This is a genomic window from Streptococcus hillyeri (assembly GCF_041081565.1).
GTDB lineage: Bacteria > Bacillota > Bacilli > Lactobacillales > Streptococcaceae > Streptococcus > Streptococcus hillyeri.
Map to the genome: position 1 here is coordinate 1,500,068 of NZ_CP163513.1, position 22,215 is coordinate 1,522,282.

Sequence of the window (22,215 nt, forward strand, 5' to 3'; positions counted from 1 at the left end):
TACCTTTTATAACAGCATTTTTCAAGGTAAAGGTAGGCATCAAAAAAACTAGGATAAACCTAGTCCTCATTTAATAATTTTCTGTAACTCCCTCTGTTACTGGTAGCTCTTTGGCTGGGTTCATATTTACCTTGTGCCATTCGTTGATAACATAGGTTAAACAGCATAATTGATTATAACCGTAACCGCTCATATCAGTAGTATCTGCATTACTCCCGCCAAATCCTGCCGTATAAATTGAAATAAGGTAAGGAATTTCTTCTTCTACAATAGCATTGACATTTAAGGCTTCCTGAGAAAATCCAGGCTTTTGAGAGAGGCGCACCGAATGAACATATTGCTCATACCATTGACCTGGGAAAGAAGCGTCTAATCGCTCAATGATTGGCGCATACTTATCTTTATGCTCCCATAAATAATCAAGTACCTGTATGTAGTAATCACTCGTTGTCTTGTTACCACCTTCGTAATCAATGGTCTTGATGTCTCCCTTTGAGTGACCAAATTTAGAGATTTTTTGATAGGCTTCATGAAAACCACCGAGACGATCAGCCATAACGTAGGCTGGTGTATTTTCAGAATGAATAAGAGCATTATCAAGAATCTGTGTCCAATTCATTGTTTCACCAAAGCCAGCTAGGTAAAGCGGGTAATCTGGTGCCTCAGTAATATTGCCAATAGTCGTATAAGGCACTTCCTCTGTCATATTAAGACGTCCAGCTGCAGCTTCATCAATAATCAACATTCCAAGTGGTAACTTATAAGTTGAACCAGCTGTCATCGGCTGAGTATCATTCATGGTAAACGTCTCATTGGTCACTAGATTTTTATAAGAAAACGCTACCTGAGAAACGTCTAAACCTTGTTCTGCTAAGAAGGCCTTGACAGTATCTTCTAAACTGAGATGCGCATAGTCATAATATAGACCTAAAGACGACATATAAGCTAAGTCCTCAGCTACAACCGCTTCCTTAGCCTCTAGACTTTTTACGGTAGGGGTCACTTCGGTTTTCTTACTTTTCTTTGCTTCTTCCGAAGATGATTTTTTTAAGAGAGGCTGTGAAGAGTTATTGCCCATTTTAGGAAGAATAGCGGCACTAGTCAACCAAAGACTAACAGACAAGATAAGGAGGCAAAGAGTTCCCAAAATAATGAGGCGATTTTGAAAGAAAGTGCTCACTTCCATCTTAGAGAGCATCCTATTTGTAAAAAATATCAGACCTTCGTCAGTTCCCTTAAAGGTGTTTCGAGTATGTCTAACACTATTGTGTAAATAATTTGAAGGTTTTCTCCTTCTTTTTTGTCGCCTTCTAGAACGGCGTTTATTTTCTTTTTTCATATCGTCACTATTATAAAACAAATTCGAAGAACTATCTAATAATAACTAAAAAAGAACTGACTTGTGCCAGTTCCCCAAAATTATTTCGTTGCTGCGTACAATTCAGCTACCTTGTTCCACTCCTCAGTTCCATCGGCGAAACGCTCGATGTCACACGAAAAGTCCAATGGGACTTTCCTAGAGGAATGACTAGCTGTTCAAGGAGAAGATATCGTTCTCCTTAAAAAGTGTCGCTAATTATTTTGCTGCTTTGTAGAGTTCGTCAACTTTATTCCAGTTGATGATTTCAAAGAATGCTTTGATGTAGTTTGGACGGACGTTACGGTAGTTAAGGTAGTAAGCGTGCTCCCAAACGTCAAGTGCCAAGATTGGTTGTTTGCCATCCATGATTGGTGTATCTTGGTTTGGTGTTGATACCACTTCAAGTTTACCTTCTGCATTGACAACAAGGAATGCCCATCCTGAACCAAAACGCGTTGTTGCTGCTGCTGTGAAAGCCTCTTTGAAAGCGTCAAATGAACCAAATGCTTCATTGATTGCCGCTGCAACTTCTTCAGTAATTTCAGTTTTTTCTGGAGAAAGCAATTCCCAGAACAAAGCGTGGTTCAAGTGACCACCACCGTTGTTAATAACTGCTTGACGGATATCCGCTGGAATTGACTCAACGTCTGACAAAAGTGCCACAAGGTCTTCACCAATTTCAGGGTGTTTTTCAAGCGCAGCATTCACGTTTGCCACGTAAGTTGCGTGGTGTTTGCCGTGGTGTAGAGTCATTGTTTCCGCATCAATAACTGGTTCAAGCGCATCGTAAGCGTAAGGTAGGTCTGGTAAAATAATTGCCATGATTACATATCCTCTTTTCGTTATATTACCTTTATTTTATCTGAAAATGGCAGAGCTTTCAAAGAATTTGACTAGAAATAATAATCCTCATCAATACGTAAAAAGGTACCATCTTTGACATAGAAATAAAAATAATTGGAACTACTACCCGAATACGTTCCCGATTCTGTCTCTTCATCAAATCCGATGCTGTATTTACCATCAGGAAATTGTGTTAAATCGGCTTTCTCTACAGCAGTTTTCAAAAATTCCTTAGCCTCTTTTGCTTGTCCGAGTTTCTCATTAAGAACATCAGAAGTCATCAAATGGAAGGAAAGAGTCCCTATAACATTTTCCTTGGCCAGCATTTCTTTAATAGGAATGTCATACAAACCTTGGAGGGGTTTTCCAGCCTTTCGGTTCGTTTCCACAACCTTGTAGTAATCTCCTATCTGAGGCGAATCCTCATCAATCGTACCCCCAAAACCAGAGTAAGTCATATGATCAAATTGAAACCCTTTTATAGTCCTTTCCATTTCTTTCTGAAGTTGTCTCCCCTCTGGCTGCTTCCACATCGCCTCCAAGGCAATAGGGAAAAATGTCCTTACCAAGCTTTCTGTTGAAGCGATTGCTTCTGGACTAGAATCTTCAGGTTCCTCACCATAGCCTAGAGACAGAGAAAAGGTTAGCTCTTCGCCGTTAACAACTTCCGTATAATGACCATCAGCGCTATAGATACTCGTCTCTATCGTTCGACCGACAGCATCTTCAACGTTCATCTCTCCAGTGAAACCATAAGCTTTAAACAGGAGGGATAACTCGGACTCAGCTACCTGACGTTCCTTTTCACCATTTCCACAACCTGTTAGAAAAAAGAGCAAGGAAAATATCACAATCATTAAGCTAATCAGTTTCTTTTTCATATTCTTCTCCATCAACCTTTGAGTAAACTTGCTATCTTCAACAATGCCACTTCAAAGAGATAATCTTTGTCATAAACACCTGTCTTAATCTGATAATCGCATTCAATGAGCGTTGCGACAGCTTTTTTCAAAAAAGTTAAAGACAGAGTGCGACTATCTCGAAGAGCAAATTTCACCTGATAGGGATTGATGTTCCGTCCTATCAAACTAGAAAGCTCAGCTACCATAGCTTGCTCAGATTTCCCCTGACTAGCTAAAATCTTAACCTGCAAAAAGAGACGAAACTGCCCAAGCATAATCGCAATCAACTTAATCTCGTCCTCCCCTTGAAGTCGTAAATCCCTTACCAACTCACGACTAGCATCAATCTTGCCAGACAGGATATACTGAGTCAGGTCAAATAAATTATCTTGTAGGCTTTTGGGAATAGCTTGCGCAATGTCCTCATGTGTCACCGTGCCCTGCTTCTTATAAGATTTCAAAAAGGCTAAATTTTTTGAGGTGTCAGAAAAATCAAAGTTAGACTTAATCAAAAGCTCCTCAAAAACACCTGACTCAAACGCCAATCCTTCCTTATGAGCCAACTTCTGAAAATAGGTTCTCAGGTCTGCTTCTTTTAAAGGAACCGCTTCGAAAATCCGAGCGTCACGCTTGAGAATCTTCACTAGACGTCGCTTTCCATCTAGTTTTCCTGGCGCCATAATAACCAAGCGTGTTGTCTCCACAGGATTCTCTAGATAGGCTTCAAATCGCTTGAGTTCCTGCTCACCCAAATAAGATTTACGATCCGTCGTAATGTCTAAAAGATGGTCAAAAATCACAACCTTTTCATCCGCAAAAAAAGGGAGACTTTCCAAATCCATTTCAGCCGCTGCATAATCAGTCTCAGCCATGTCAAAATAAGAATAGGTCAAATCATCCTTATCAAACGAGATAGCCTTCATAAAAGCTTCTTTTAGCTGACTATACTGGCCTAGGTCCTCACCAGTAACGACCGTAATCAGCCCCAGTTTTTCTTTGGTAATGTTACCAATTTCTTCAATAGCAATCATACCTTCATTATACCACAGGAAGTTATAACTTGACCATTTTCTCTATTTTGCAGTTTAGGTTCCCATTGATTGCTTCATGGCACTAAAAAACTTAATATTATGACATTAAAAAATGGCATTTTCTTGAAATTTCTTCACGGGAGCAAAAAGTATTTACTAGCTTTTGGTTTATCATTGCTAATAGCAAAAAAACGGTGTATACTTGTATATACAGAAAGAAGGTGGAAAATATGAACTTTGTAAAGGCTCGTAAAGTCGGTAACTCTATAACCGTGACACTTCCTAAAGACTTGGGTATCACCACTGGTCAAGAGTTCTTAATCGAGAAAGGTCGTAATGATGTCATTATGCTAGTTCCTAAGATTGCCAATCCTTTTAATGGTCTTGACGATTTAAGTATGGAAGATGACTTTGAAGGGGTAACATTGTTAGATCATGAGTAATTACATTCCTAAAAAGCAGGATATTATCTGGATTGATTTTGACCCTTCTGCTGGGCGAGAAATTCAAAAGAGGCGTCCTGCCTTAGTCGTATCTAGTGACAATTACAATAAACAGACTGGCTTTGTTGCTGTCTGCCCTATCACTCACGGACAAGCTAAATTAAGAGATAAGGGACTATTAGTTGACGTGGAAAATGAAAAAATTGACGGTTACGTTAACCCGTTCCAACTACACACTTTCGACTATCGTGCTAGGAATGCCCAAAAAATCACTATATTAAGCGATTATGCTTTTGCTCAAGTCGTTCAACTCTATCAATTCATTTTTGAATAAAGCAATTCAAACACTAAAAATAGACACACGCGTGCACACATACTAGGAGATTTAAATATGGCAAGAAAATCAAAAAAAAGCGGTTCTAATGGTCCTTGGATAATCATCGGAATTATTGTACTGATAGCGATCATCATTGTATTACTACCCGTTATTTTTATCGGTAGCTTATTTGCAGTTTGGTACTTCGGTAAAAAGAACCCTAATCCTAAAATGAGAAACATCGCTATCGGAACTGCTGTAATCAGCTTATTAAGTTGGAGCTTTATCGGAGACAGTAATGATAAAAATAATCAAGACACATCTGTGAAGTCTGGAATTGTATCTACAACAGCAACTAAGAAGAAAGAAAATCCCGAAGTGACCACTACTGAAAAGAAAACTACGGTAACAGAATTTACAACTTCTACCACTACAACAACCACTGAAAAAACCACAACTACATCAACAATCGCAACGACACTCGAAGCTCCGACAACACAAGCTCCTGACCCAGTTGTTTCAACTACCGAAAGTGTTCCGGTACAAAATTTTGCTACCGCACCAGTAGCAGAAGCTGCTCCAGCTCCACAACCCGTGGCACCCGAACCAGAAGCTGCTCCAGTTCAAGCATACTATGCAAACTGTACCGCAGTGAGAAACGCAGGAGCTGCTCCGATATATTCTGGAGACCCTGGTTATGGTCCACATTTAGACCGTGACGGAGATGGCGTAGCCTGCGAGTAATGAAAAGAAGTTGAACCAAAATCTCAACCCTCTCTTTTTTGATAATGGCAGATTGGCGCAGTAATTGATTGGAAGTCTATATCTGAACTTTAAGTGTCCATCTCAAATAGTCCACTGAACAGTTTCACCCCCACACACTAAAACTTATTAGTTTTAGTGTGAAGGGGGTGGCAAGACCTAGGCTTGCCAAGATGGAATGGAACTCTGTAGGAGCTCGCTTCCGCCCCACACCACATTAGAAGAAGTGCTAACAAAAATACTAAATAAAAACTAATTGACTTTACCATTCTATAAAACGCATATAACATAGTTATTAGCTATAACAAAAGCAAAAGAAACTGTCAAATACTATGAAAAAGTCCTAGAAAATTAGAGAAGGGAGCAAATCTGTTATTTTAGATTTTTCGATAGCTAAGAAACCTATCGTATTACCGTTTTTTAAGGCATATAATTTTATAACTTGACTATTTTCTCTATTTTGCTATGATTAAGGTATCTTAAAGAAGATAGGAGACACTCTTATGGCTAAAAAACATCCTTTTGTGAAAGGTCTTGTGACCGGTGTTGTTGGATCAGTTGCTGCCGCTGCTGGTGCGCTTTTTGCAATCCAAAAAACCATCATTGAACCTGAAGAAAAGAAAGCTGCTTTTATCGAAGAAAACCGTAAAAAAGCTGCGCGTCGTCGCGTATCACGCTAATTTATACTTTCAAAGATCAAACCAACCAATTCACCAAAAACTTAGATAAAACTGAGTTTTATCAGGCTGAGGTAAGCTTTGCTTGTCAATAAGCACTCACCATTTGAATATAATCAAAGAGCCCGGTAAAAGTCTCAACAATAGAAAAAGGCTTAGAATAACGTCATCAATATACGTTAATTTTAAGCCTTTTTCTATTGTTCAATTGTATCAGCAAGATCCAAATCTGAGTTTTTCCCAGCCTCTCATAGTTGCTTAATTTAAGCTATTATTTTCCATGATAGCATCAATGAAACCATATTTAAGTGTTTCTTCTGCACTCATCCAGTAATCACGCTCTGCATCCTTGTGAACTTGCTTCACTGTCTTACCAGAGTTTTTAGCCAAGATTTGTTCAAGGTTATTACGAGTTTTCAAAAGGTGCTCAGCTGCGATTGCCATATCTGTTTGTTGCGTACCGCCACCAGTACCACCCATCGGTTGGTGAATCATGTATTCTGCATTTGGAAGCATGAAGCGTTTCCCTTTTGCTCCTGATGACGCAATGATTGTTCCCATTGAGGCAGCCACACCCATAACAATCGTCTGGACATCTGCCTTGATAAAGTTCATGGTATCAACAATAGCTAAACCTGCTGATACAGACCCTCCAGGAGTGTTAACGTAAAGATAGATATCTTTTGTAGGATCTTGAGCATCTAGGAACAAAAGCTGCGCAATAACAGAATTTGCCATATTATCCTCAACAGGACCTGTTAACATAATGATACGGTCTTTTAAAAGACGTGAGTAAATATCATAAGAACGCTCACCGCGTGATGTTTGTTCAATAACTACAGGAATCATAATTTTCCTCTTTTCTACTTAATTCTTACTGTTATTATATGCTTTTAGTCAGATAAGGTCAAATAAAAAACTCATTTTTTAGCACTCTCTTCAAAAGAGTGCTAAAATTCTTTTGTAAAAATAAGAACAACTGTATTTGCCCTTATTTTTTTCTATTCCTTTAGAGTCAGTTTGTTAGGGCTCGTTTATTTCAAACGATCTAAACTTATTTGGCCACTGGACCTCGCCGCTTTCTTATTTTCCAGCGACGACCTAAATAGGTCCACTGGACCTATTTAGTACCAAACAAGCGGTCTCCTGCATCTCCAAGTCCTGGGACGATGTAGCCTTGTTCATTGAGTTTTTCGTCAAGGGCTGCTGTATAGATATCAATGTCTGGATGCGCTGCTCTGAGTTTTGCAACTCCTTCTGGCGCTGCTACCAAGCAGACGAATTTAATGTTAGTTGCTCCGCGTTTTTTCAATGAATCAACACCTAGAATAGCTGAGCCACCTGTCGCAAGCATTGGGTCAACCAAGAAGACTTGGCGCTGCTCGATATCTTCTGGAAGTTTTACCAAGTATTCAACTGGCTCAAGAGTTTCTTCGTCACGGTACATTCCAATGTGCCCCACTTTTGCGGCTGGAACAAGACTCAAAAGACCATCAACCATACCGATACCTGCACGCAAAATTGGAACGATTGCTAATTTTTTTCCAGCCAATTGTTTCTGAATCGTTTTTGTAATCGGCGTCTCAATTTCAACATCTTCAAGTGGAAGATCACGCCACACTTCATATCCCATGAGCATAGCAATTTCATTAACCAACTCACGAAAATCTTTTGTAGAGGTCGTTGTACGACGCAAAATAGACAACTTATGCTGAATTAGCGGATGTGCAATAACTTGGAAATTTCCCATGAGAGAACCTCTTTCTATATACGTTTATCCCTAGTATTATATCAAAAAAGTAAGCGGTTGACTATTATTTTTTGTAGAACTAACCATGACAAACACATGGCAAAAAGCCGTATAACTGTTTTCTAACTACACATATTTTCTCAAGATATTTACATCTGTATATTGGCTTATCCTCGTTTTCATCTACAATACGACGAAAATGTCAACAAATAGTTGCGCACAAGCAAACAAATCTTTCTCAGTTAGTCTTTTGAATTCCATCTCATTCTCTCTGTCCATAAAAATAAGCTCTACTATTTTACCATTTTTTAGGGAAAATAGCAGAGCTGAACCTCAATCTTTCTTTGTTACCTTTTGTGCTTTAATGACTAAAAAATCAGGTTTATGTAGTAAATCCCTATACTCGGGATATTCTTCTAACATCTTATCATCTGGGAGTGGTTCAATCACTTTCTCAATCGTAAAGCCAGCATATATCAAGGTATTAAAAATCTCTGAAAATGTTCGGTGATATTTTTTGACATTGTCCACAAACCAGACAGACTCACGTTCTCCTGAGACGCTATAATGAGTCAAATTCAAATGTAGACGATTCCCATCGGTATCTCTAGTCCACCGATCACCACCTGTATGGCAGGTATTGATTGGATGTTCTTGTGAAAAAATCAGAAAGCCATTATCATTTAGCTTATCATAAATTTTAGCAATCAAATCCGAAAAATCTGCCACATAGTGAAAAGCTAGCGAACTAACCACCAAATCAAACGAACCATCCAACTGATCGATATCTTCCATCGGTAAATTCAGGTATTGAATGTTAGGAGCCGTATTTTCAGCCTCAGCAACCGCCAACATCTTCTCAGAAATATCAATCCCAAGAATAGAACTAGCTCCCGCATCACTAAATTTCTTGCAGTAATCACCAAATCCACAGCCTAAATCAAGAATCCTTTTACCTTTTAAATCAGGTAATAAGGAAAATAAGGCAGGAATTTCAAAAAGAGTATTGGCATTGCGTTCATTTTTTCGAATCTTTTGATACCCCTCAAAAAAGGTATCATTGTCATAGATATTTTGCTTTGCCATCATAGCTCCTCATTATTTTAAAAATTAAAGACGTCGTTTAAATTCTCAGCCATGGTTGGGTGTGTGAAAATTTGATTTTTGATGTAAGTGTAAGGAATATGGTTATCCATAGCCATTTTGATGAGGTTAATGATTTCGTGACTTCCTGCTCCAAAGAGAGTTGCTCCTAGAATTTCATTGGTCTCAGTATTGACAATCACTTTATAAACGCCTCGAAGGTCATTATTGACATGGGCTCTTGGCATATTAGCTACCAGTAATTCATTGACCTTGTATGGTAAACCTGCTTCTTGCACAGCCTTTTCCGTCAAACCAACCTGTGACAAAGCAGGATCAATGAAGAGAGAGTTTGGTACATTTTGACGGTTTTGAAGGCTGTAATCTCCTTGACCGGTCAACTTACCAAAAACAATGCGGAAATCATCAAGTGATGTGTAAGTGAACTGGAGACCTCCGTTCACATCACCGACCGCATAAACACCAGATACCGTTGTTTCACAGTAGTCATCAACCTGCACAGCACCACGGTCGGTCAGTTTGATGTCTGTATTTACCAAACCAAGTCCTTCAGTGGCTGGTTTGCGCCCCATGGCGTACATCACCACATCAAAGAGATATTCTTTGCCGTTTTCAGTGACAACAACCTCCTCACCACGGTTGGCAACTGCTTCTACTTGACTTCCTAGGACAAAGCTGACGCCATCTGCTTCAAGGTACTCTTGTGCTAATTTGGCAGCCACCTCTTCATAGCGTTCTAAAATGACTGGGGAATTTTCAAAAACAGTGACTTGACTACCTAGACGAGCATAAAGCGAGGCAAATTCTAGACCAATATTACCACCACCGATGATTCCAAGTCGTTTTGGTTGTTCAGGTAAATTTTGGATACCTGTACTATCTACCACATGCTTACTCTCTAACAGCCCTGGAATTGGAAAGACATTTGACACGGCACCAGTATTGATAACAATGGTTTCTGCTGTTAATTGTTCTGTCTCATCACCAGCTGAAACTTCAATCACTTTGTTAGAAATAAATTTAGCATGAGCATTGATGAGATCAGCTCCGCTATTTTCTAAAACCATTTGATTTTTATTGCGAAGACGAGTTGTGACGGTCTCTTTGAGCGTCATTGCATGATCAAAGGTTAAATTGTTTTCTGCTGCTTGTATCAAGGTTTTAGTCGGAATACAGCCGACATTGATACAAGTGCCACCATAATTTGCCGCATTTTGCTCAACAAGAGCAACTTTTTTACCAGCGGCAGCCATTTTACCAGCCAATGTTTTCCCCGCCTTACCAAAGCCGATAACAATCAAATCATATGCTTTCATAAACACTTCTCCACATCTTTTTCTTTAGTTTAACAAACTTTAACGTCGCTGTCATAAATTCGCTACGCCAATTTGAATTCATTTTATTTCCGAACGTTATAGCCAAAACAAATCAATTTGTTATCATTTAACACAAATTACTTGACAAGTTTGACATTTTCATTTAGAATAAGCACAATTACATAAAACACCAACCGATTGACGTCATTCTGGAGAAGATTTGATCTACCGAAGGAATTATACTCTCAGGTGCCTTAGGGCAAGGACAGGATGACTGACGGACTTCTGGAGAGATTCTGCAAGACAGAACACCGAAGGGGCAAGGCGATTTTTCGCTCAATCTCTCAGGTAAAAGGACAGAAGGAAAATGATGCACTTGTTAAAAGGGGATGTTCTCATTTTAACAGGATTTTTTGCGACATTCTCCACCTCCAGGACTGTGATTTTTCTCAGTCCTTTTTGTGTTCAGTGTGGGTGTTTGACAGTTATTCTAACTTAGAATAACTGTGCAACTTATATTTTAAGGAGTTTTATATGTCTACTTTTTTCACACATCTTGAAAAGATTCTTTCAACTGTTAATGATTTGGTTTGGGGACCACCACTTCTCATCTTGTTAGTCGGGACAGGTATCTATCTGACTCTTCGTCTCGGTCTTTTGCAAATTCTCAAACTCCCTAAAGCTTTCAGTTTAATCTTTGTCCACGACGAGGAACATCACGGAGATATTTCCAGTTTTGCGGCTCTAGCAACAGCTCTTGCGGCTACTGTTGGTACTGGAAATATTGTCGGAGTGGCTACCGCTATTCAAGCTGGTGGTCCCGGTGCCCTTTTTTGGATGTGGGTAGCTGCTTTCTTTGGAATGGCGACTAAATATGCAGAAGGTCTTCTTGCTATCAAATACCGTACCAAGGATGATAACGGTGAAATTTCTGGTGGACCTATGTACTATATCCTAAATGGTATGGGGCAAAAATGGCGTCCTCTCGCAATCTTCTTCGCCTTAGCTGGTGTATTGGTAGCTTGGCTTGGCATCGGAACATTCTCTCAAGTCAATTCCATTACCGGCTCTTTGAAATCTAGCTTTGGCTTTGCTCCACAAATCGTCAGTGTCATTATCGCCATTATCGTTGCTTTCATTATCTTTGGCGGTATCCAGTCTATTTCTAAAGTAGCTGAAAAAGTGGTTCCCTTTATGGCTGGACTTTATATCTTAGCTGCTGTTCTTGTTATTCTCTTAAATAGCAATCAAATTCTCCCTACTGTTGCTCTAGTGCTTGAATCTGCTTTTACAAAATCTGCTGCCATCGGAGGTTTTCTTGGAGCCAGCGTCCAAAAAGCTATGCAGATGGGAATTGCCCGTGGGGTCTTTTCAAATGAATCTGGTCTAGGCTCTGCACCAATTGCTGCCGCTGCAGCTAAAACCAACGAGCCAGTAGAGCAAGGTCTCATCTCAATGACAGGTACTTTCATTGATACCATTATCATCTGTACCTTGACAGGTTTAACCATCCTCATTACTGGTGTTTGGACCAGTGATAGTTTAAAAGGTGCTGATGTCACTCAAGCTGCCTTTAGTGGAACTTTTGGAGCTATTGGTAGTTTTGCACTGACCATTTCACTAGTTCTCTTTGCCTTTACAACCATTCTAGGCTGGTCTTACTACGGCGAACGTTGTTTTGAATTTCTTTTCGGAACAAAGCACATTCGCATTTACCGTCTCATTTTCATCCTAATGGTTGCACTAGGTGGCTTCTTAAGCCTTCATATCGTTTGGACGATTGCCGACATTGTAAACGGACTGATGGCTATTCCAAATCTCATTGCACTTCTAGCGTTATCACCTATTGTTATCAAAGAAACAAAAATGTATTTTGAGAAAATCTGAGAATGTATAGTTAGCATTTTTGGGACAGTTAGCTTTATGAGGTAAGGACACAAGCCCCCCTAACAGAACTCCATTGCCTGTTTTCAAGCCTAAGACCTAAACGAGAGTGGGACAAAAGCCATAATTTAGAATCCTTGTCTTCCACTAGCTCTCTGGTTCATAAGCTCAGGCTGAAACTGTCCAGTGGTATGTTTTAGATGGACACTCAAAAATGAAGAGGTCTCCAGTTAGGACTTCTAAGCAACCACTGCGTCAAATTATTTCTACACTAAAATTTAAGAGGTTGGGATTTTTTGTCCCAGCCTCGTCTTTTTATACTCATTCAAAATCAAAATTAGATTTTTATATCCTCTAAGTTTTGATAAAATTATAAATGTAGGGAATTTAAAACATTTCTTTCAGCAGAGTGGTAAGTTCCCATCATCTCGATTTTGTCGTCTTAGACACTGTAAAAGCGACAATTCTCAGCTCTTCGTAGTTGCTAAAGCTATGACACCAAAGGTTTGTTGGCGTGCTAACCACATGAGGAGATTTTAGAGAAAAGAAAATATTTTTGTTCCTGTCTAATTTTGATTTTTATAGAGTATAAGACAGGAAACTGTCTATTTCACGCGACCTTGTGGTCGCATTTTAAACTGATGCGGAGAAGTTCAACTTGTGAATACTGTTTTTTACAGGATTCTAATCTCAATATTAAACATAAGTCTGTTTAAAGTTTCAAAACAAATGACAGTCTGAACCACTCCTATCGTTTTACACCACATAAGGTTAATTTTTTCAGATTTTGAAATGAATTCAGTACTTTTTTTCTTATTATTTATTTTCAATCCTACTCTCTTTTACACTTTCATTATCATATGATATAATACTGAGACATCATTTTTGGGAGGTTTTATGACTACTGCATCTGAAAAACTTCAGCTAGCTAAGCGGGGCCCCATTATTTCCATCGTGGCCTATCTGCTCCTCACAGCAGCAAAATTGGCTTCTGGTTATTGGCTAGGTTCCAGTTCTCTTATCGCCGATGGTTTTAACAATCTTTCTGATATTGTTGGCAATATTGCCTTATTAATAGGCCTTCATTTGGCTAGTCGTCCCGCTGATAATGACCACAAATTTGGTCATTGGAAGATTGAAGATCTTTCTAGCCTTATCACTTCTTTCATTATGGCTACCGTTGGTTTTCAAGTGTTGATTCAAACGGTTAGAAAGATGTTGTCGGGACAAAGCTCCGCTATCGACCTAGAAGGTGCTATTGTCGGGATCCTATCTGGTCTTGTGATGTATGCTGTTTACTTCTATAACAAGAGGCTGTCAAAGCAAGTTCAGTCATCTGCCCTAGCCGCTTCGGCGAAAGATAACCTGTCCGATGCTGTGACTTCTATCGGTACTTCTCTCGCGATTGTTGCTAGCTCCTTTAACCTCATTTGGCTGGATAATCTGTTTGCCCTGCTGATTACCTATTTTATCTTAAAAACAGCTTATGATATCTTTATCGAAGCGACCTTTAGCCTCTCTGACGGTTTTGACGATAAACACCTAAAAGCTTACGAGAAAGCTATCTTAGAAATTCCTAAAATTTATGCGGTTAAGTCCCAACGTGGTCGAACTTATGGAAGTAACATTTATCTTGATATTATTTTGGAAATGAATCCTGATTTATCTGTCTATGAAAGCCACGAAATTACGGAGCAAGTCGAAAATATGCTACGTGAACGCTTTGAAGTTTACGATATTGATATCCACGTCGAACCTGCGCCAATTCCCGAAGATGAGATTTTTGAAAATGTTTATCATAAACTCTACAAAAACGAAAAAATTATCCTCTCAAAAATCCCAGATTACGAAGAATACCTATCTGATGATTTTCGATTGATTGATAGCGACGGCGCTCTTTTAACTAAAGAAGAAGTCATTAAACAGGATAAACACTACTTGAACAACTTTCAATACTTCAAAGTCACCTCAATCAGCCAAAAAACAAAACTTGTGACCTACCAATTAGAAGGTCATCAACATACCAGCCTTTGGCGACGACACGAAAAATGGTTTTTAATCTATCACCAGATTACAAAAATAAGCTAAAAACGGTTGGAGCACCCAATCGTAAAATTAAAAAGCTAGAGTTCCGCTATTGGGAAGCTCTAGCTTTTTTTCGTGGCTGAGAACTATTTTTGTCTCAGACTCTTTTTATATTATAGATGAACACCTTTTTCAACTAGGGCTTCAAGTTCTGTCAAACGTTCTTCAAAGACTTTGAAGGCTGCGTTGAGGTAATCAACTTTTGTCATATCAACACCAGCTTTAGCAATGACATTAAGGGCGTAATCTGAGTTACCTGCTTTGAGGTAATCAAGGTATTTGTCTTTATCTTCTTGCGTACCATGCACAATGCGGTCTGCTAAGAAGTTTGCTGCTGCAAAACCTGTTGCGTATTGATACACATAATAATTGTAGTAGAAGTGCGGAATACGTGCCCACTCGTATTGAATTTCTGGATTGTCTTCCGCTGATATGCCATAATATTTCTCGTTAAGAGACCCATAAAGATTATTAAGGTAATCACTTGTTAAAACCTCGCCATTTTGGTCAGCCACATGGATAGCATGTTCAAATTCAGCGAATTGCGTTTGACGGAAGATTGTTCCTCTGAAGCCATCAAGATAATGGTTCAAAATAGCAAAGCGCTGTTTGTCGTCTTCAACTTCTGCCAACAAGGCCTCTGTCATGATGTTTTCATTAGTTGTTGACGCAATTTCTGCTAAGAAAATACTATAATCACCGTAAACGTATGGTTGGTTTTCACGAGTATAAGCTGAATGCATACTGTGACCAGTTTCGTGGACAAGTGTATAGAGATTATCAAGCGTATCTTGCCAGTTCAATAACATAAAGGCATTGGTGTCATAGGCACCACCTGAGTAAGCACCTGAACGTTTTCCTTTATTCACATGGACATCAATCCAGCGCTCTGTAAAGGCACGTTTCACACGCGCAGCATAATCATCACCAAGAACTGACAACACTTTTTCTGCTTTTACTAGAGCTTCATCATATGTAATAGCCATATCTACTTCTGAAAGTGCTGTATACATATCATACATTTTCAAATCATCCAAACCAAGAACTTTTTGACGTAATTTAATGTAACGATGTAACAATGGCAAGTGAGCATTGACTGCTTCAAGGAGTGTGTCATAAACTGCTTCTGGGATAAAGTTGGCTGACATAGCTGCTTCACGAGCAGATTTGAAATGACGTACTTTCGCCTTATAGTTGTGAACTTTAACGTTTGTTTGAAGCGTCTTAGCGTAAGTATGTTGGAACTGCTCATAAGTACCGTACATCGCCTCATAAGCTCCTTGACGAACCTCACGATTTTTTGACTCCATCAAGCTAATGTAGTTACCATGAGTCAATTCTTCTACTTCCCCCTTATCATTTGTCACCCAAGGGAAAGCAATGTCTGCATTGTCAAGAACAGAAAAGGTCTCACTAGCCCCTGAGAAGATTTCTTGAGCTCCTGCAAGTAATTCTTCTGCTTCTTGTGACAAAACATGTTCTTTGGTCTTAAAGAGGCGTTCAAAGTGGTGATTGTAGAGTTCAAGTTCAGGAGTTTCTTTGACAAATTCAGCGTATGCTTCTTCTGATAACGCCATAAATTCTGGCTCGTAGAAAGCAAATGTTCCACTCAATTTTGCATAAAGGGCACCAGCCTTTGCTTGAAGTTCTTGATAGTAAGCTACTGTTGTGTCCTCATCGTTTTTCATTGAAGCATAGACATAAAGTTTTTCCAAACGACGCATCAACCCCATGTAGGTCTCGGTTGTCTTAAAAAGGCTAGCGCTACTATCCAAAAGATGACCAGCCAATTCTTTTGCGGCGTCAACATCTTGATTTAGGGAAGCTAATTCTTCCTCCCAAGCGGCATCTGTTGGGAAAATCGTTGTTAAATCCCAAGTGTATTTTTCCTCTAAATGACTTCTATTTTCTGACATGTCATTCCTCCCAAATCTGTAATAAGATTATTTTATCACAAAACCTTGTCTTTCAACATTCAAAACTGGATTATCAATATATTTTCAAATTTTTCGAAAGAATTTCAACTATTTTCAATAACTTCGCCAATAACTTCAACAACTTTTTTCTTAAAATAAGCTAAAACCGTTGACATCTCTCGTCAAAGTGCTATACTAGAAAACAAGAATTCGTTGGTTTAACTCAAACCTGTTATGAGTTAAGTTAATGAGTCGCCATAACCAGGTTATCTGCCGAGATTTGACTCCGGGTAACCTGGTATTTTTGTATTTGGAGAAAATTATGACTAATCACATCGTTCTTTTTCAACCACAAATCCCACAAAATACCGGTAACATTGCCCGCACTTGTGCCGCTACAAACTCCCCTTTACATATCATCCGTCCAATGGGTTTTCCTGTTGACGACAAAAAGATGAAACGGGCTGGACTTGATTATTGGGATAAACTTGACGTCCATTACTACGACTCACTTGAAGAATTTTTGGGAAAAATGGCTGACGCTTCTAAACTTCACTTAGTCACAAAATTTGCAGATAAAACCTACTCAGACGAAACTTATAACGATGGGCTAGCGCATTATTTCATGTTTGGTCGTGAAGATACAGGACTTCCAGAAGAATTTATGCGAGAAAATCCTGAAAAAGCGATTCGTATTCCTATGAATGATGAGCATGTTAGAAGCCTCAACGTTTCTAATACCGTTTGCATGATTGTTTATGAAGCTTTGCGTCAGCAACAATTTGCAGGACTTGAATTGACCCATACTTATGAAAAAGATAAACTCAAATAGTTGGCGTTTGTAGTCAGACTTCTAGTCCCTACAACTGCTAGACTATCAAGAGTTACTATAAAAACACTAATTAGTTATTTTACGTGAAAAGTCTTGCAAAGTCGGGGCTTTTTTGCTATGATGTAATTGTCTTCAGGGCAGGGTGTAATTCCCGACCGGCGGTGACAGACGAGACGATTTTTTGATGAGAATAGGTAGCAAGTCGATGATAATGCGTGGATATATCAAGACAAACTAACGTCCTAGCAACAAAAAAGAGACTGTCTGAAGTCCGTGAGCGCAAGCTGATGTGGTGCGATTCCACAACCGACAGTAAAGTCTGGATGGGAGAAGACCAATGCTTTTTGTGCTATCTTTTTTGAGTACAAAAATACTTGGAACTTCTTTCAAATTGTAAAATTTGGAGGAATTTTTTTATGTCTACACAGGCAAAACAAACACGTCGTTTGGTGTATATCGCCATTTTGACAGCACTTTCATTTCTGCTGATGTACTTTCAGTTTCCACTGATTCCAGGGGCAGATTTCTTAAAAATCGACTTTTCGATTTTGCCACTTCTAGTGGTCATGCTGGCCTTCGACCTTAAAAGCGCATGGTTGGCACTTATCCTACGTAGCGTTTTAACGTTACTCTTAAACAACAACGGTCATAGCACTCTCATCGGTATACCGATGAACATCATGGCTCTTGGCGTCTTTATCACTGCGTTAGCTTTTCTTTGGAAAAAAGAGCAGAGCGTTAAAAACTATGCCATTGCTTCTATCGTAGGAACCCTTCTTTTAACCTTAGTAATGGTTGTGCTCAATATTTTTTACGCCGTGCCTGCTTACGCTGCTTTTGCTAATTTTGATATCAATCAGTTTATCGGACTTTCAAAATACATCTTTGCCATGGTTATTCCATTTAACCTCGTAGAAGGTGTTATCTTTGCCGTGACGTTCTACCTAGTGAACTTGGCTATGAAACCTTTAATTACTAAATTATAAATGATTATGCTATAATCATTAACATGAAACAGAAACAAACTTATTTTGTGAGAGCAAGTTTTGCAGCCCTTGTCTTTGTCATGCTGGGTTATGTGGTTAAATTCTATCCTGAAGTTCTTACTGAATTTGACACGCCTATCCAGTCAACAGTTCGAGGGGCATTGCCTGAACTTGCAACTCACTTTTTCTCAACAATTACCGTAATCGGAAACACGTCAACACAAGTTGCACTCGTTGTCATCGCGGCTGCCTTTTTACTCAAGCAAAAATGGTATGCTGAAAGTGGATTTGTGGCTATTAGTGGCATTTTAGCCGCTATTGTTATTTTCGGTTTCAAAACCATTTACCAACGTCCTAGACCAAGTATTGAACACCTTGTTCATGCAGGTGGCTTTTCATTTCCTAGTGGGCATTCTCTTGGAACGATGCTGATTATCGGAAGTCTAATTATCATCATTGGTCAAAGGGTTAAGAATCAGCAATTAAAATTAACTTGGCAGATACTATTAGGAATAACAATCTTTCTTGTTGGACTATCTCGGATTTATCTAGGAGTTCACTACCCAACAGATGTCATTGCAGGATTTACCTTGGGATATGGGCTTTTAAATCTTCTCTATCCTATTTATGATCAAAAACGTTTTGAATGGCGTTTTCAAAATAAACAAAAATAGGCAACAACTAATACTGGATATCAGCACACCTGGTTTTCTGAACTTGACGTCAATCAAGATTAGAAGACACGGTGTGCTTTTGTTATTTATAGACTCTTCTAATCTAGTCATTGAAATTTTATACCCGTTGTGCTAGTTATTTTCTTTTTTAGCACTTATCCTTATGTGGTTCGGGGCGGAAGCGACCTCCTACAGAGTTCCATTGCTAAATTTGAGCCCAATCATCCTTGCAGGGGACTACTACGAAATTGAGTTTCAATTTCTGTAATTCTCCCAAAAGTCCGTTCTTATCAAAGGTAACCTCTGAGATCTCTCATTTCTAATCTCAGACTTATGTCACTTTCCAGTTTCTCAGTAACAGGCTTTGATAGTCTCTCCCCAGACTATCAAACTCCACAGAACAGTTTCACCAATAAGAGGGCAACTATGGCGAAAGAAAGGTTTAAACTCACTACATTCGTTGGCTTATCACTAATATTAAAGGTTCTAAAATTCTAATTTTGATTTTGAACCATTATATTTTTATAGTGAGTTGCGAGGAGACCTAACCTTACCAAGAAGAAATAATGTGCAAAATGTTTTTACTTCAACTAAAATTAATTTCTTATTTGGACCAACCTATGTAACGTCACACACAATCTTCCTACAAGTTTTATGCTATAATAGTTGAGATTGGACATTAACCATTATTCAAAGATATCATCAATACTAGAGAGGAAGCGATTATGTCATTCGATGGCTTTTTATTACATCACCTGACAAAGGAACTTCAAGATGATCTCCTTTTTGGACGCATTCAAAAAGTGAATCAACCCTTTGAACGTGAATTAGTTCTTACCGTTCGTAATAATCGTCAAAATTACAAACTCTTATTATCTGCCCACCCTGTTTTTGGACGTATTCAAACCACAAGTGCTGAGTTTCAGAATCCGCAAACTCCTAATACTTATACCATGATTATGCGCAAGTACCTTCAAGGTGCTGTCATCGAAGATATTCAGCAGATTGAAAACGATCGTATTCTAGAAATCTCAGTTTCTAATAAAAATGAAATTGGGGACGCTATCAAGGTGACTCTTGTTGTCGAAATTATGGGAAAACATTCTAATATTATTCTGATTGACAAAAATGAGAGTAAAATTATTGAATCCATCAAGCATGTTGGCTTTTCTCAAAACTCTTACCGCACCATTTTACCAGGTTCAACCTATATTGCTCCGCCACAGACTAACGCGGTAAATCCCTTTAATATCTCAGACACCAAGCTTTTTGAAATCTTGCAAACAGAGGACTTATCTCCTAAGAACCTTCAAAAACTTTTTCAGGGACTGGGTCGCGATACTGCTAGTCAATTGTCTGCACAGCTTGGAACTGACAAACTCAAACATTTCCGAGCTTTCTTTACCCAAAAAACACAGCCTCATCTGACAGAAAAAAGCTTCGCTGCTCTTCCATTTTCCGATAGCATTCAAGGCTTCAACACACTGTCAGAACTCATGGACTTTTTCTATGGGGAAAAAGCAGAGCGGGACCGCATTGCTCAGCAGGCTAGTGATTTGCTCCACCGTGTACAAAATGAGCTGGAAAAGAATCGTAAAAAATTAGGCAAGCAAGAAGCCGAGCTTTTGGCGACTGAAAATGCTGAAGAATTCCGCCAAAAAGGTGAACTTTTGACCACCTATCTCAGCTTAGTGCCAAATAATAAATCCTCTGTTGAGCTTGATAACTACTATACTGGTGAGAAAATCACGATTGCTCTTGATGTCGCTCTCACACCGAACCAAAATGCCCAGCGCTATTTTAAAAAATACCAAAAACTCAAAGAGGCTGTTAAGCACTTGACTGGTCTTATTGAAGAAACCAAGCAGACCATTGAATATTTTGAGTCTGTTGATTACAATCTCTCTCAGGCTAATATGGATGAGATTGAAGATATTCGTGAAGAGCTTGTTCAAGCTGGCTTTATGAAACGCCGTGCCACTGATAAACGTCACAAACGTAAAAAGCCTGAGCAATATCTCGCATCTGACGGTAAAACCATTATTATGGTCGGTCGTAATAATCTTCAAAATGAAGAATTGACTTTCAAAATGGCTAAAAAAGGTGAACTTTGGTTCCATGCTAAAGACATCCCTGGTTCACATGTCATTATCAAAGATAATCTGGATCCTTCTGATGAGGTAAAAACAGACGCTGCTGAGCTTGCAGCCTACTATTCTAAAGCAAGACTCTCCAACCTTGTCCAAGTGGATATGATTGAAGCTAAAAAGCTCAATAAACCTACTGGTGGAAAACCTGGTTTTGTAACTTATACAGGACAAAAAACCTTGCGCGTCACACCAACCGAAGAAAAAATTAACAGCATGAGGTTAAACTAAATGCGTATTCAACAATTACACTACATTATCAAAATCGTTGAAACTGGTTCTATGAATGAAGCTGCCAAGCAACTCTATATCACGCAGCCCAGTCTCTCCAATGCTGTTCGTGACCTTGAACGTGAGATGGGCATTGATATTTTTATCCGTAATCCCAAAGGGATTACACTAACTAAAGATGGGGTGGAATTTCTCTCTTATGCTCGTCAGGTTGTGGAACAAACCTCACTTTTAGAAGAACGCTATAAAAATCCGACTGCTAATCGTGAATTGTTCTCAGTTTCCTCGCAGCACTACGCTTTCGTAGTCAATGCCTTTGTCTCGCTGCTAAAAGGGACTGATATGAGTCGTTACGAACTCTTTTTGCGAGAAACAAGGACCTGGGAAATCATTGATGACGTAAAAAACTTCCGTTCTGAGATTGGGGTACTTTTCCTCAACAACTACAATCGTGATGTTTTGACTAAAATGCTTGATGATAATCGTCTCACCTATACTCCACTCTTCACAGCTCTTCCCCATATCTTTGTCTCTAAAACCCATCCTCTAGCACAAAAGGATATTGTTAGTCTAGAGGATTTAGAAGAGTACCCTTACTTCTCCTATGACCAAGGGATTCATAACTCTTTCTACTTTGCAGAGGAAATTTTAGCACAGGTTCCTCATAAAAAATCCATCGTCGTTTCCGACCGTGCCACCTTGTTCAATCTTCTCATCGGTTTGGATGGCTATACCATTGCGACAGGTATTTTAAACAGCAACCTTAACGGTGACAATATTGCCTCAATCCCACTGGATGTCGATGATGAAATCGAACTCGTCTATATCCAACATGAGAAAGCTAATTTATCAAAAATGGGGGAAAAATTCATTGACTACCTCTTAGAAGAAGTTAAATTTGACGAATAACCAAAAAAATCGAGCGGATAACAATTCCACTCGATTTTTTTATGTTA

At 39.0% G+C, this 22,215-nt stretch carries 19 protein-coding genes, 1 pseudogene and 2 riboswitches; of the genes and pseudogenes, 11 read left to right on the forward strand and 9 right to left on the reverse strand.

Annotated elements, in window-relative coordinates:
- Positions 1–70: 70 nt before the first annotated feature.
- The 4 genes from AB6M99_RS07250 to holA form a co-directional block, all read right to left on the reverse strand.
- Positions 71–1,186, reverse strand: a complete 1,116-nt coding sequence (locus AB6M99_RS07250) for a serine hydrolase (protein ID WP_369350491.1) — start codon at positions 1,184–1,186, stop codon at positions 71–73.
- A gap of 390 nt (positions 1,187–1,576) precedes the next feature.
- Positions 1,577–2,182 (reverse strand): superoxide dismutase SodA, encoded by a 606-nt coding sequence (gene sodA / locus AB6M99_RS07255; RefSeq protein ID WP_121834817.1) that lies wholly within the window; start codon positions 2,180–2,182, stop codon positions 1,577–1,579.
- A 71-nt stretch (positions 2,183–2,253) separates the two neighbouring features.
- Positions 2,254–3,084 carry a hypothetical protein gene (locus tag AB6M99_RS07260; protein ID WP_369350492.1) on the reverse strand — a complete coding sequence of 277 codons (831 nt, stop codon included), beginning with the start codon at positions 3,082–3,084 and terminating at the stop codon, positions 2,254–2,256.
- A gap of 11 nt (positions 3,085–3,095) precedes the next feature.
- Positions 3,096–4,136 (reverse strand): DNA polymerase III subunit delta, encoded by a 1,041-nt coding sequence (gene holA, locus AB6M99_RS07265; RefSeq protein WP_121834819.1) that lies wholly within the window; start codon positions 4,134–4,136, stop codon positions 3,096–3,098.
- A gap of 230 nt (positions 4,137–4,366) precedes the next feature.
- Between holA and AB6M99_RS07270 the strand changes: the two genes are divergently transcribed.
- The 4 genes and pseudogenes from AB6M99_RS07270 (at position 4,367) to AB6M99_RS07285 (ending at position 6,337) form a co-directional block, all read left to right on the forward strand.
- A complete protein-coding gene (locus AB6M99_RS07270) occupies positions 4,367–4,579 on the forward strand; it encodes a type II toxin-antitoxin system PemI/MazE family antitoxin (RefSeq protein ID WP_121834820.1) in 213 nt (70 codons plus the stop codon).
- On the forward strand, positions 4,569–4,913 hold the full coding sequence (locus AB6M99_RS07275) for a type II toxin-antitoxin system PemK/MazF family toxin (protein WP_121834821.1): 345 nt from the start codon (positions 4,569–4,571) through the stop codon (positions 4,911–4,913). Before AB6M99_RS07270 ends, AB6M99_RS07275 begins: the two co-directional genes overlap by 11 nt.
- Positions 4,914–5,525: 612 nt before the next feature.
- Positions 5,526–5,639, forward strand: a pseudogene (locus AB6M99_RS07280) (excalibur calcium-binding domain-containing protein); the annotation flags it as partial.
- 521 nt (positions 5,640–6,160) lie between these two features.
- Positions 6,161–6,337: a DUF3042 family protein gene (locus AB6M99_RS07285; protein WP_121834822.1), complete on the forward strand. Its 177-nt coding sequence runs from the start codon at positions 6,161–6,163 to the stop codon at positions 6,335–6,337.
- Between the two features lie 255 nt (positions 6,338–6,592).
- Here AB6M99_RS07285 and AB6M99_RS07290 read toward each other — a convergent pair whose 3' ends face one another.
- The 4 genes from AB6M99_RS07290 to AB6M99_RS07305 form a co-directional block, all read right to left on the reverse strand.
- Positions 6,593–7,183: an ATP-dependent Clp protease proteolytic subunit gene (locus tag AB6M99_RS07290; RefSeq protein WP_121834823.1), complete on the reverse strand. Its 591-nt coding sequence runs from the start codon at positions 7,181–7,183 to the stop codon at positions 6,593–6,595.
- A gap of 271 nt (positions 7,184–7,454) precedes the next feature.
- Positions 7,455–8,084, reverse strand: a complete 630-nt coding sequence (upp, locus tag AB6M99_RS07295; protein WP_121834824.1) for a uracil phosphoribosyltransferase — start codon at positions 8,082–8,084, stop codon at positions 7,455–7,457.
- Between the two features lie 333 nt (positions 8,085–8,417).
- The gene (locus AB6M99_RS07300) at positions 8,418–9,173 is read right to left on the reverse strand and encodes a class I SAM-dependent methyltransferase (RefSeq protein ID WP_369350493.1); all 756 of its coding nucleotides are present in this window, start codon (positions 9,171–9,173) and stop codon (positions 8,418–8,420) included.
- A 14-nt stretch (positions 9,174–9,187) separates the two neighbouring features.
- Positions 9,188–10,504, reverse strand: coding sequence for an FAD-containing oxidoreductase (locus tag AB6M99_RS07305; protein WP_121834826.1), 1,317 nt, complete (start codon positions 10,502–10,504; stop codon positions 9,188–9,190).
- Between the two features lie 275 nt (positions 10,505–10,779).
- Positions 10,780–10,874: riboswitch (glycine riboswitch) on the forward strand.
- Positions 10,875–11,038: 164 nt separating this feature from the next.
- Between AB6M99_RS07305 and AB6M99_RS07310 the strand changes: the two genes are divergently transcribed.
- Together AB6M99_RS07310 and AB6M99_RS07315 are read left to right on the forward strand one after the other, a co-directional pair.
- Complete coding sequence (locus AB6M99_RS07310; RefSeq protein ID WP_121834827.1) at positions 11,039–12,391, forward strand: sodium:alanine symporter family protein; 1,353 nt, start codon at positions 11,039–11,041, stop codon at positions 12,389–12,391.
- A gap of 894 nt (positions 12,392–13,285) precedes the next feature.
- On the forward strand, positions 13,286–14,476 hold the full coding sequence (locus AB6M99_RS07315; RefSeq protein WP_121834828.1) for a cation diffusion facilitator family transporter: 1,191 nt from the start codon (positions 13,286–13,288) through the stop codon (positions 14,474–14,476).
- Positions 14,477–14,586: 110 nt separating this feature from the next.
- Here AB6M99_RS07315 and pepF read toward each other — a convergent pair whose 3' ends face one another.
- On the reverse strand, positions 14,587–16,389 hold the full coding sequence (gene pepF / locus AB6M99_RS07320; RefSeq protein ID WP_369350494.1) for an oligoendopeptidase F: 1,803 nt from the start codon (positions 16,387–16,389) through the stop codon (positions 14,587–14,589).
- Positions 16,390–16,711: 322 nt separating this feature from the next.
- On the opposite strand from pepF, the gene trmL reads away from it, so the two are divergent.
- From trmL to AB6M99_RS07345, 5 genes are all read left to right on the forward strand, one after another.
- Positions 16,712–17,221 carry a tRNA (uridine(34)/cytosine(34)/5-carboxymethylaminomethyluridine(34)-2'-O)-methyltransferase TrmL gene (trmL, locus tag AB6M99_RS07325; RefSeq protein WP_121834830.1) on the forward strand — a complete coding sequence of 170 codons (510 nt, stop codon included), beginning with the start codon at positions 16,712–16,714 and terminating at the stop codon, positions 17,219–17,221.
- Positions 17,222–17,345: 124 nt separating this feature from the next.
- Positions 17,346–17,560: riboswitch (FMN riboswitch) on the forward strand.
- 77 nt (positions 17,561–17,637) lie between these two features.
- Positions 17,638–18,207, forward strand: coding sequence for an ECF transporter S component (locus AB6M99_RS07330; protein ID WP_121834831.1), 570 nt, complete (start codon positions 17,638–17,640; stop codon positions 18,205–18,207).
- 23 nt (positions 18,208–18,230) lie between these two features.
- Complete coding sequence (locus tag AB6M99_RS07335) at positions 18,231–18,881, forward strand: phosphatase PAP2 family protein (protein WP_121834832.1); 651 nt, start codon at positions 18,231–18,233, stop codon at positions 18,879–18,881.
- A 725-nt stretch (positions 18,882–19,606) separates the two neighbouring features.
- Positions 19,607–21,259, forward strand: a complete 1,653-nt coding sequence (locus tag AB6M99_RS07340) for an NFACT family protein (protein ID WP_121834833.1) — start codon at positions 19,607–19,609, stop codon at positions 21,257–21,259.
- Positions 21,260–22,168: a LysR family transcriptional regulator gene (locus AB6M99_RS07345; protein ID WP_121834834.1), complete on the forward strand. Its 909-nt coding sequence runs from the start codon at positions 21,260–21,262 to the stop codon at positions 22,166–22,168.
- The last annotated feature ends 47 nt before the right edge of the window (positions 22,169–22,215 follow it).

Bases quoted from the DNA above. Each gene is read 5' to 3' on its own strand.
- AB6M99_RS07250 (WP_369350491.1), bottom strand. From the start codon at position 1,186: ATGGAAGTGAGCACTTTCTTTCAAAATCGCCTCATTATTTTGGGAACT.
- sodA (WP_121834817.1), bottom strand. From the start codon at position 2,182: ATGGCAATTATTTTACCAGACCTACCTTACGCTTACGATGCGCTTGAA.
- AB6M99_RS07260 (WP_369350492.1), bottom strand. From the start codon at position 3,084: ATGAAAAAGAAACTGATTAGCTTAATGATTGTGATATTTTCCTTGCTC.
- holA (WP_121834819.1), bottom strand. From the start codon at position 4,136: ATGATTGCTATTGAAGAAATTGGTAACATTACCAAAGAAAAACTGGGG.
- AB6M99_RS07270 (WP_121834820.1), top strand. From the start codon at position 4,367: ATGAACTTTGTAAAGGCTCGTAAAGTCGGTAACTCTATAACCGTGACA.
- AB6M99_RS07285 (WP_121834822.1), top strand. From the start codon at position 6,161: ATGGCTAAAAAACATCCTTTTGTGAAAGGTCTTGTGACCGGTGTTGTT.
- AB6M99_RS07290 (WP_121834823.1), bottom strand. From the start codon at position 7,183: ATGATTCCTGTAGTTATTGAACAAACATCACGCGGTGAGCGTTCTTAT.
- upp (WP_121834824.1), bottom strand. From the start codon at position 8,084: ATGGGAAATTTCCAAGTTATTGCACATCCGCTAATTCAGCATAAGTTG.
- AB6M99_RS07300 (WP_369350493.1), bottom strand. From the start codon at position 9,173: ATGATGGCAAAGCAAAATATCTATGACAATGATACCTTTTTTGAGGGG.
- AB6M99_RS07305 (WP_121834826.1), bottom strand. From the start codon at position 10,504: ATGAAAGCATATGATTTGATTGTTATCGGCTTTGGTAAGGCGGGGAAA.
- AB6M99_RS07310 (WP_121834827.1), top strand. From the start codon at position 11,039: ATGTCTACTTTTTTCACACATCTTGAAAAGATTCTTTCAACTGTTAAT.
- AB6M99_RS07315 (WP_121834828.1), top strand. From the start codon at position 13,286: ATGACTACTGCATCTGAAAAACTTCAGCTAGCTAAGCGGGGCCCCATT.
- pepF (WP_369350494.1), bottom strand. From the start codon at position 16,389: ATGTCAGAAAATAGAAGTCATTTAGAGGAAAAATACACTTGGGATTTA.
- trmL (WP_121834830.1), top strand. From the start codon at position 16,712: ATGACTAATCACATCGTTCTTTTTCAACCACAAATCCCACAAAATACC.
- AB6M99_RS07330 (WP_121834831.1), top strand. From the start codon at position 17,638: ATGTCTACACAGGCAAAACAAACACGTCGTTTGGTGTATATCGCCATT.
- AB6M99_RS07335 (WP_121834832.1), top strand. From the start codon at position 18,231: ATGAAACAGAAACAAACTTATTTTGTGAGAGCAAGTTTTGCAGCCCTT.
- AB6M99_RS07340 (WP_121834833.1), top strand. From the start codon at position 19,607: ATGTCATTCGATGGCTTTTTATTACATCACCTGACAAAGGAACTTCAA.
- AB6M99_RS07345 (WP_121834834.1), top strand. From the start codon at position 21,260: ATGCGTATTCAACAATTACACTACATTATCAAAATCGTTGAAACTGGT.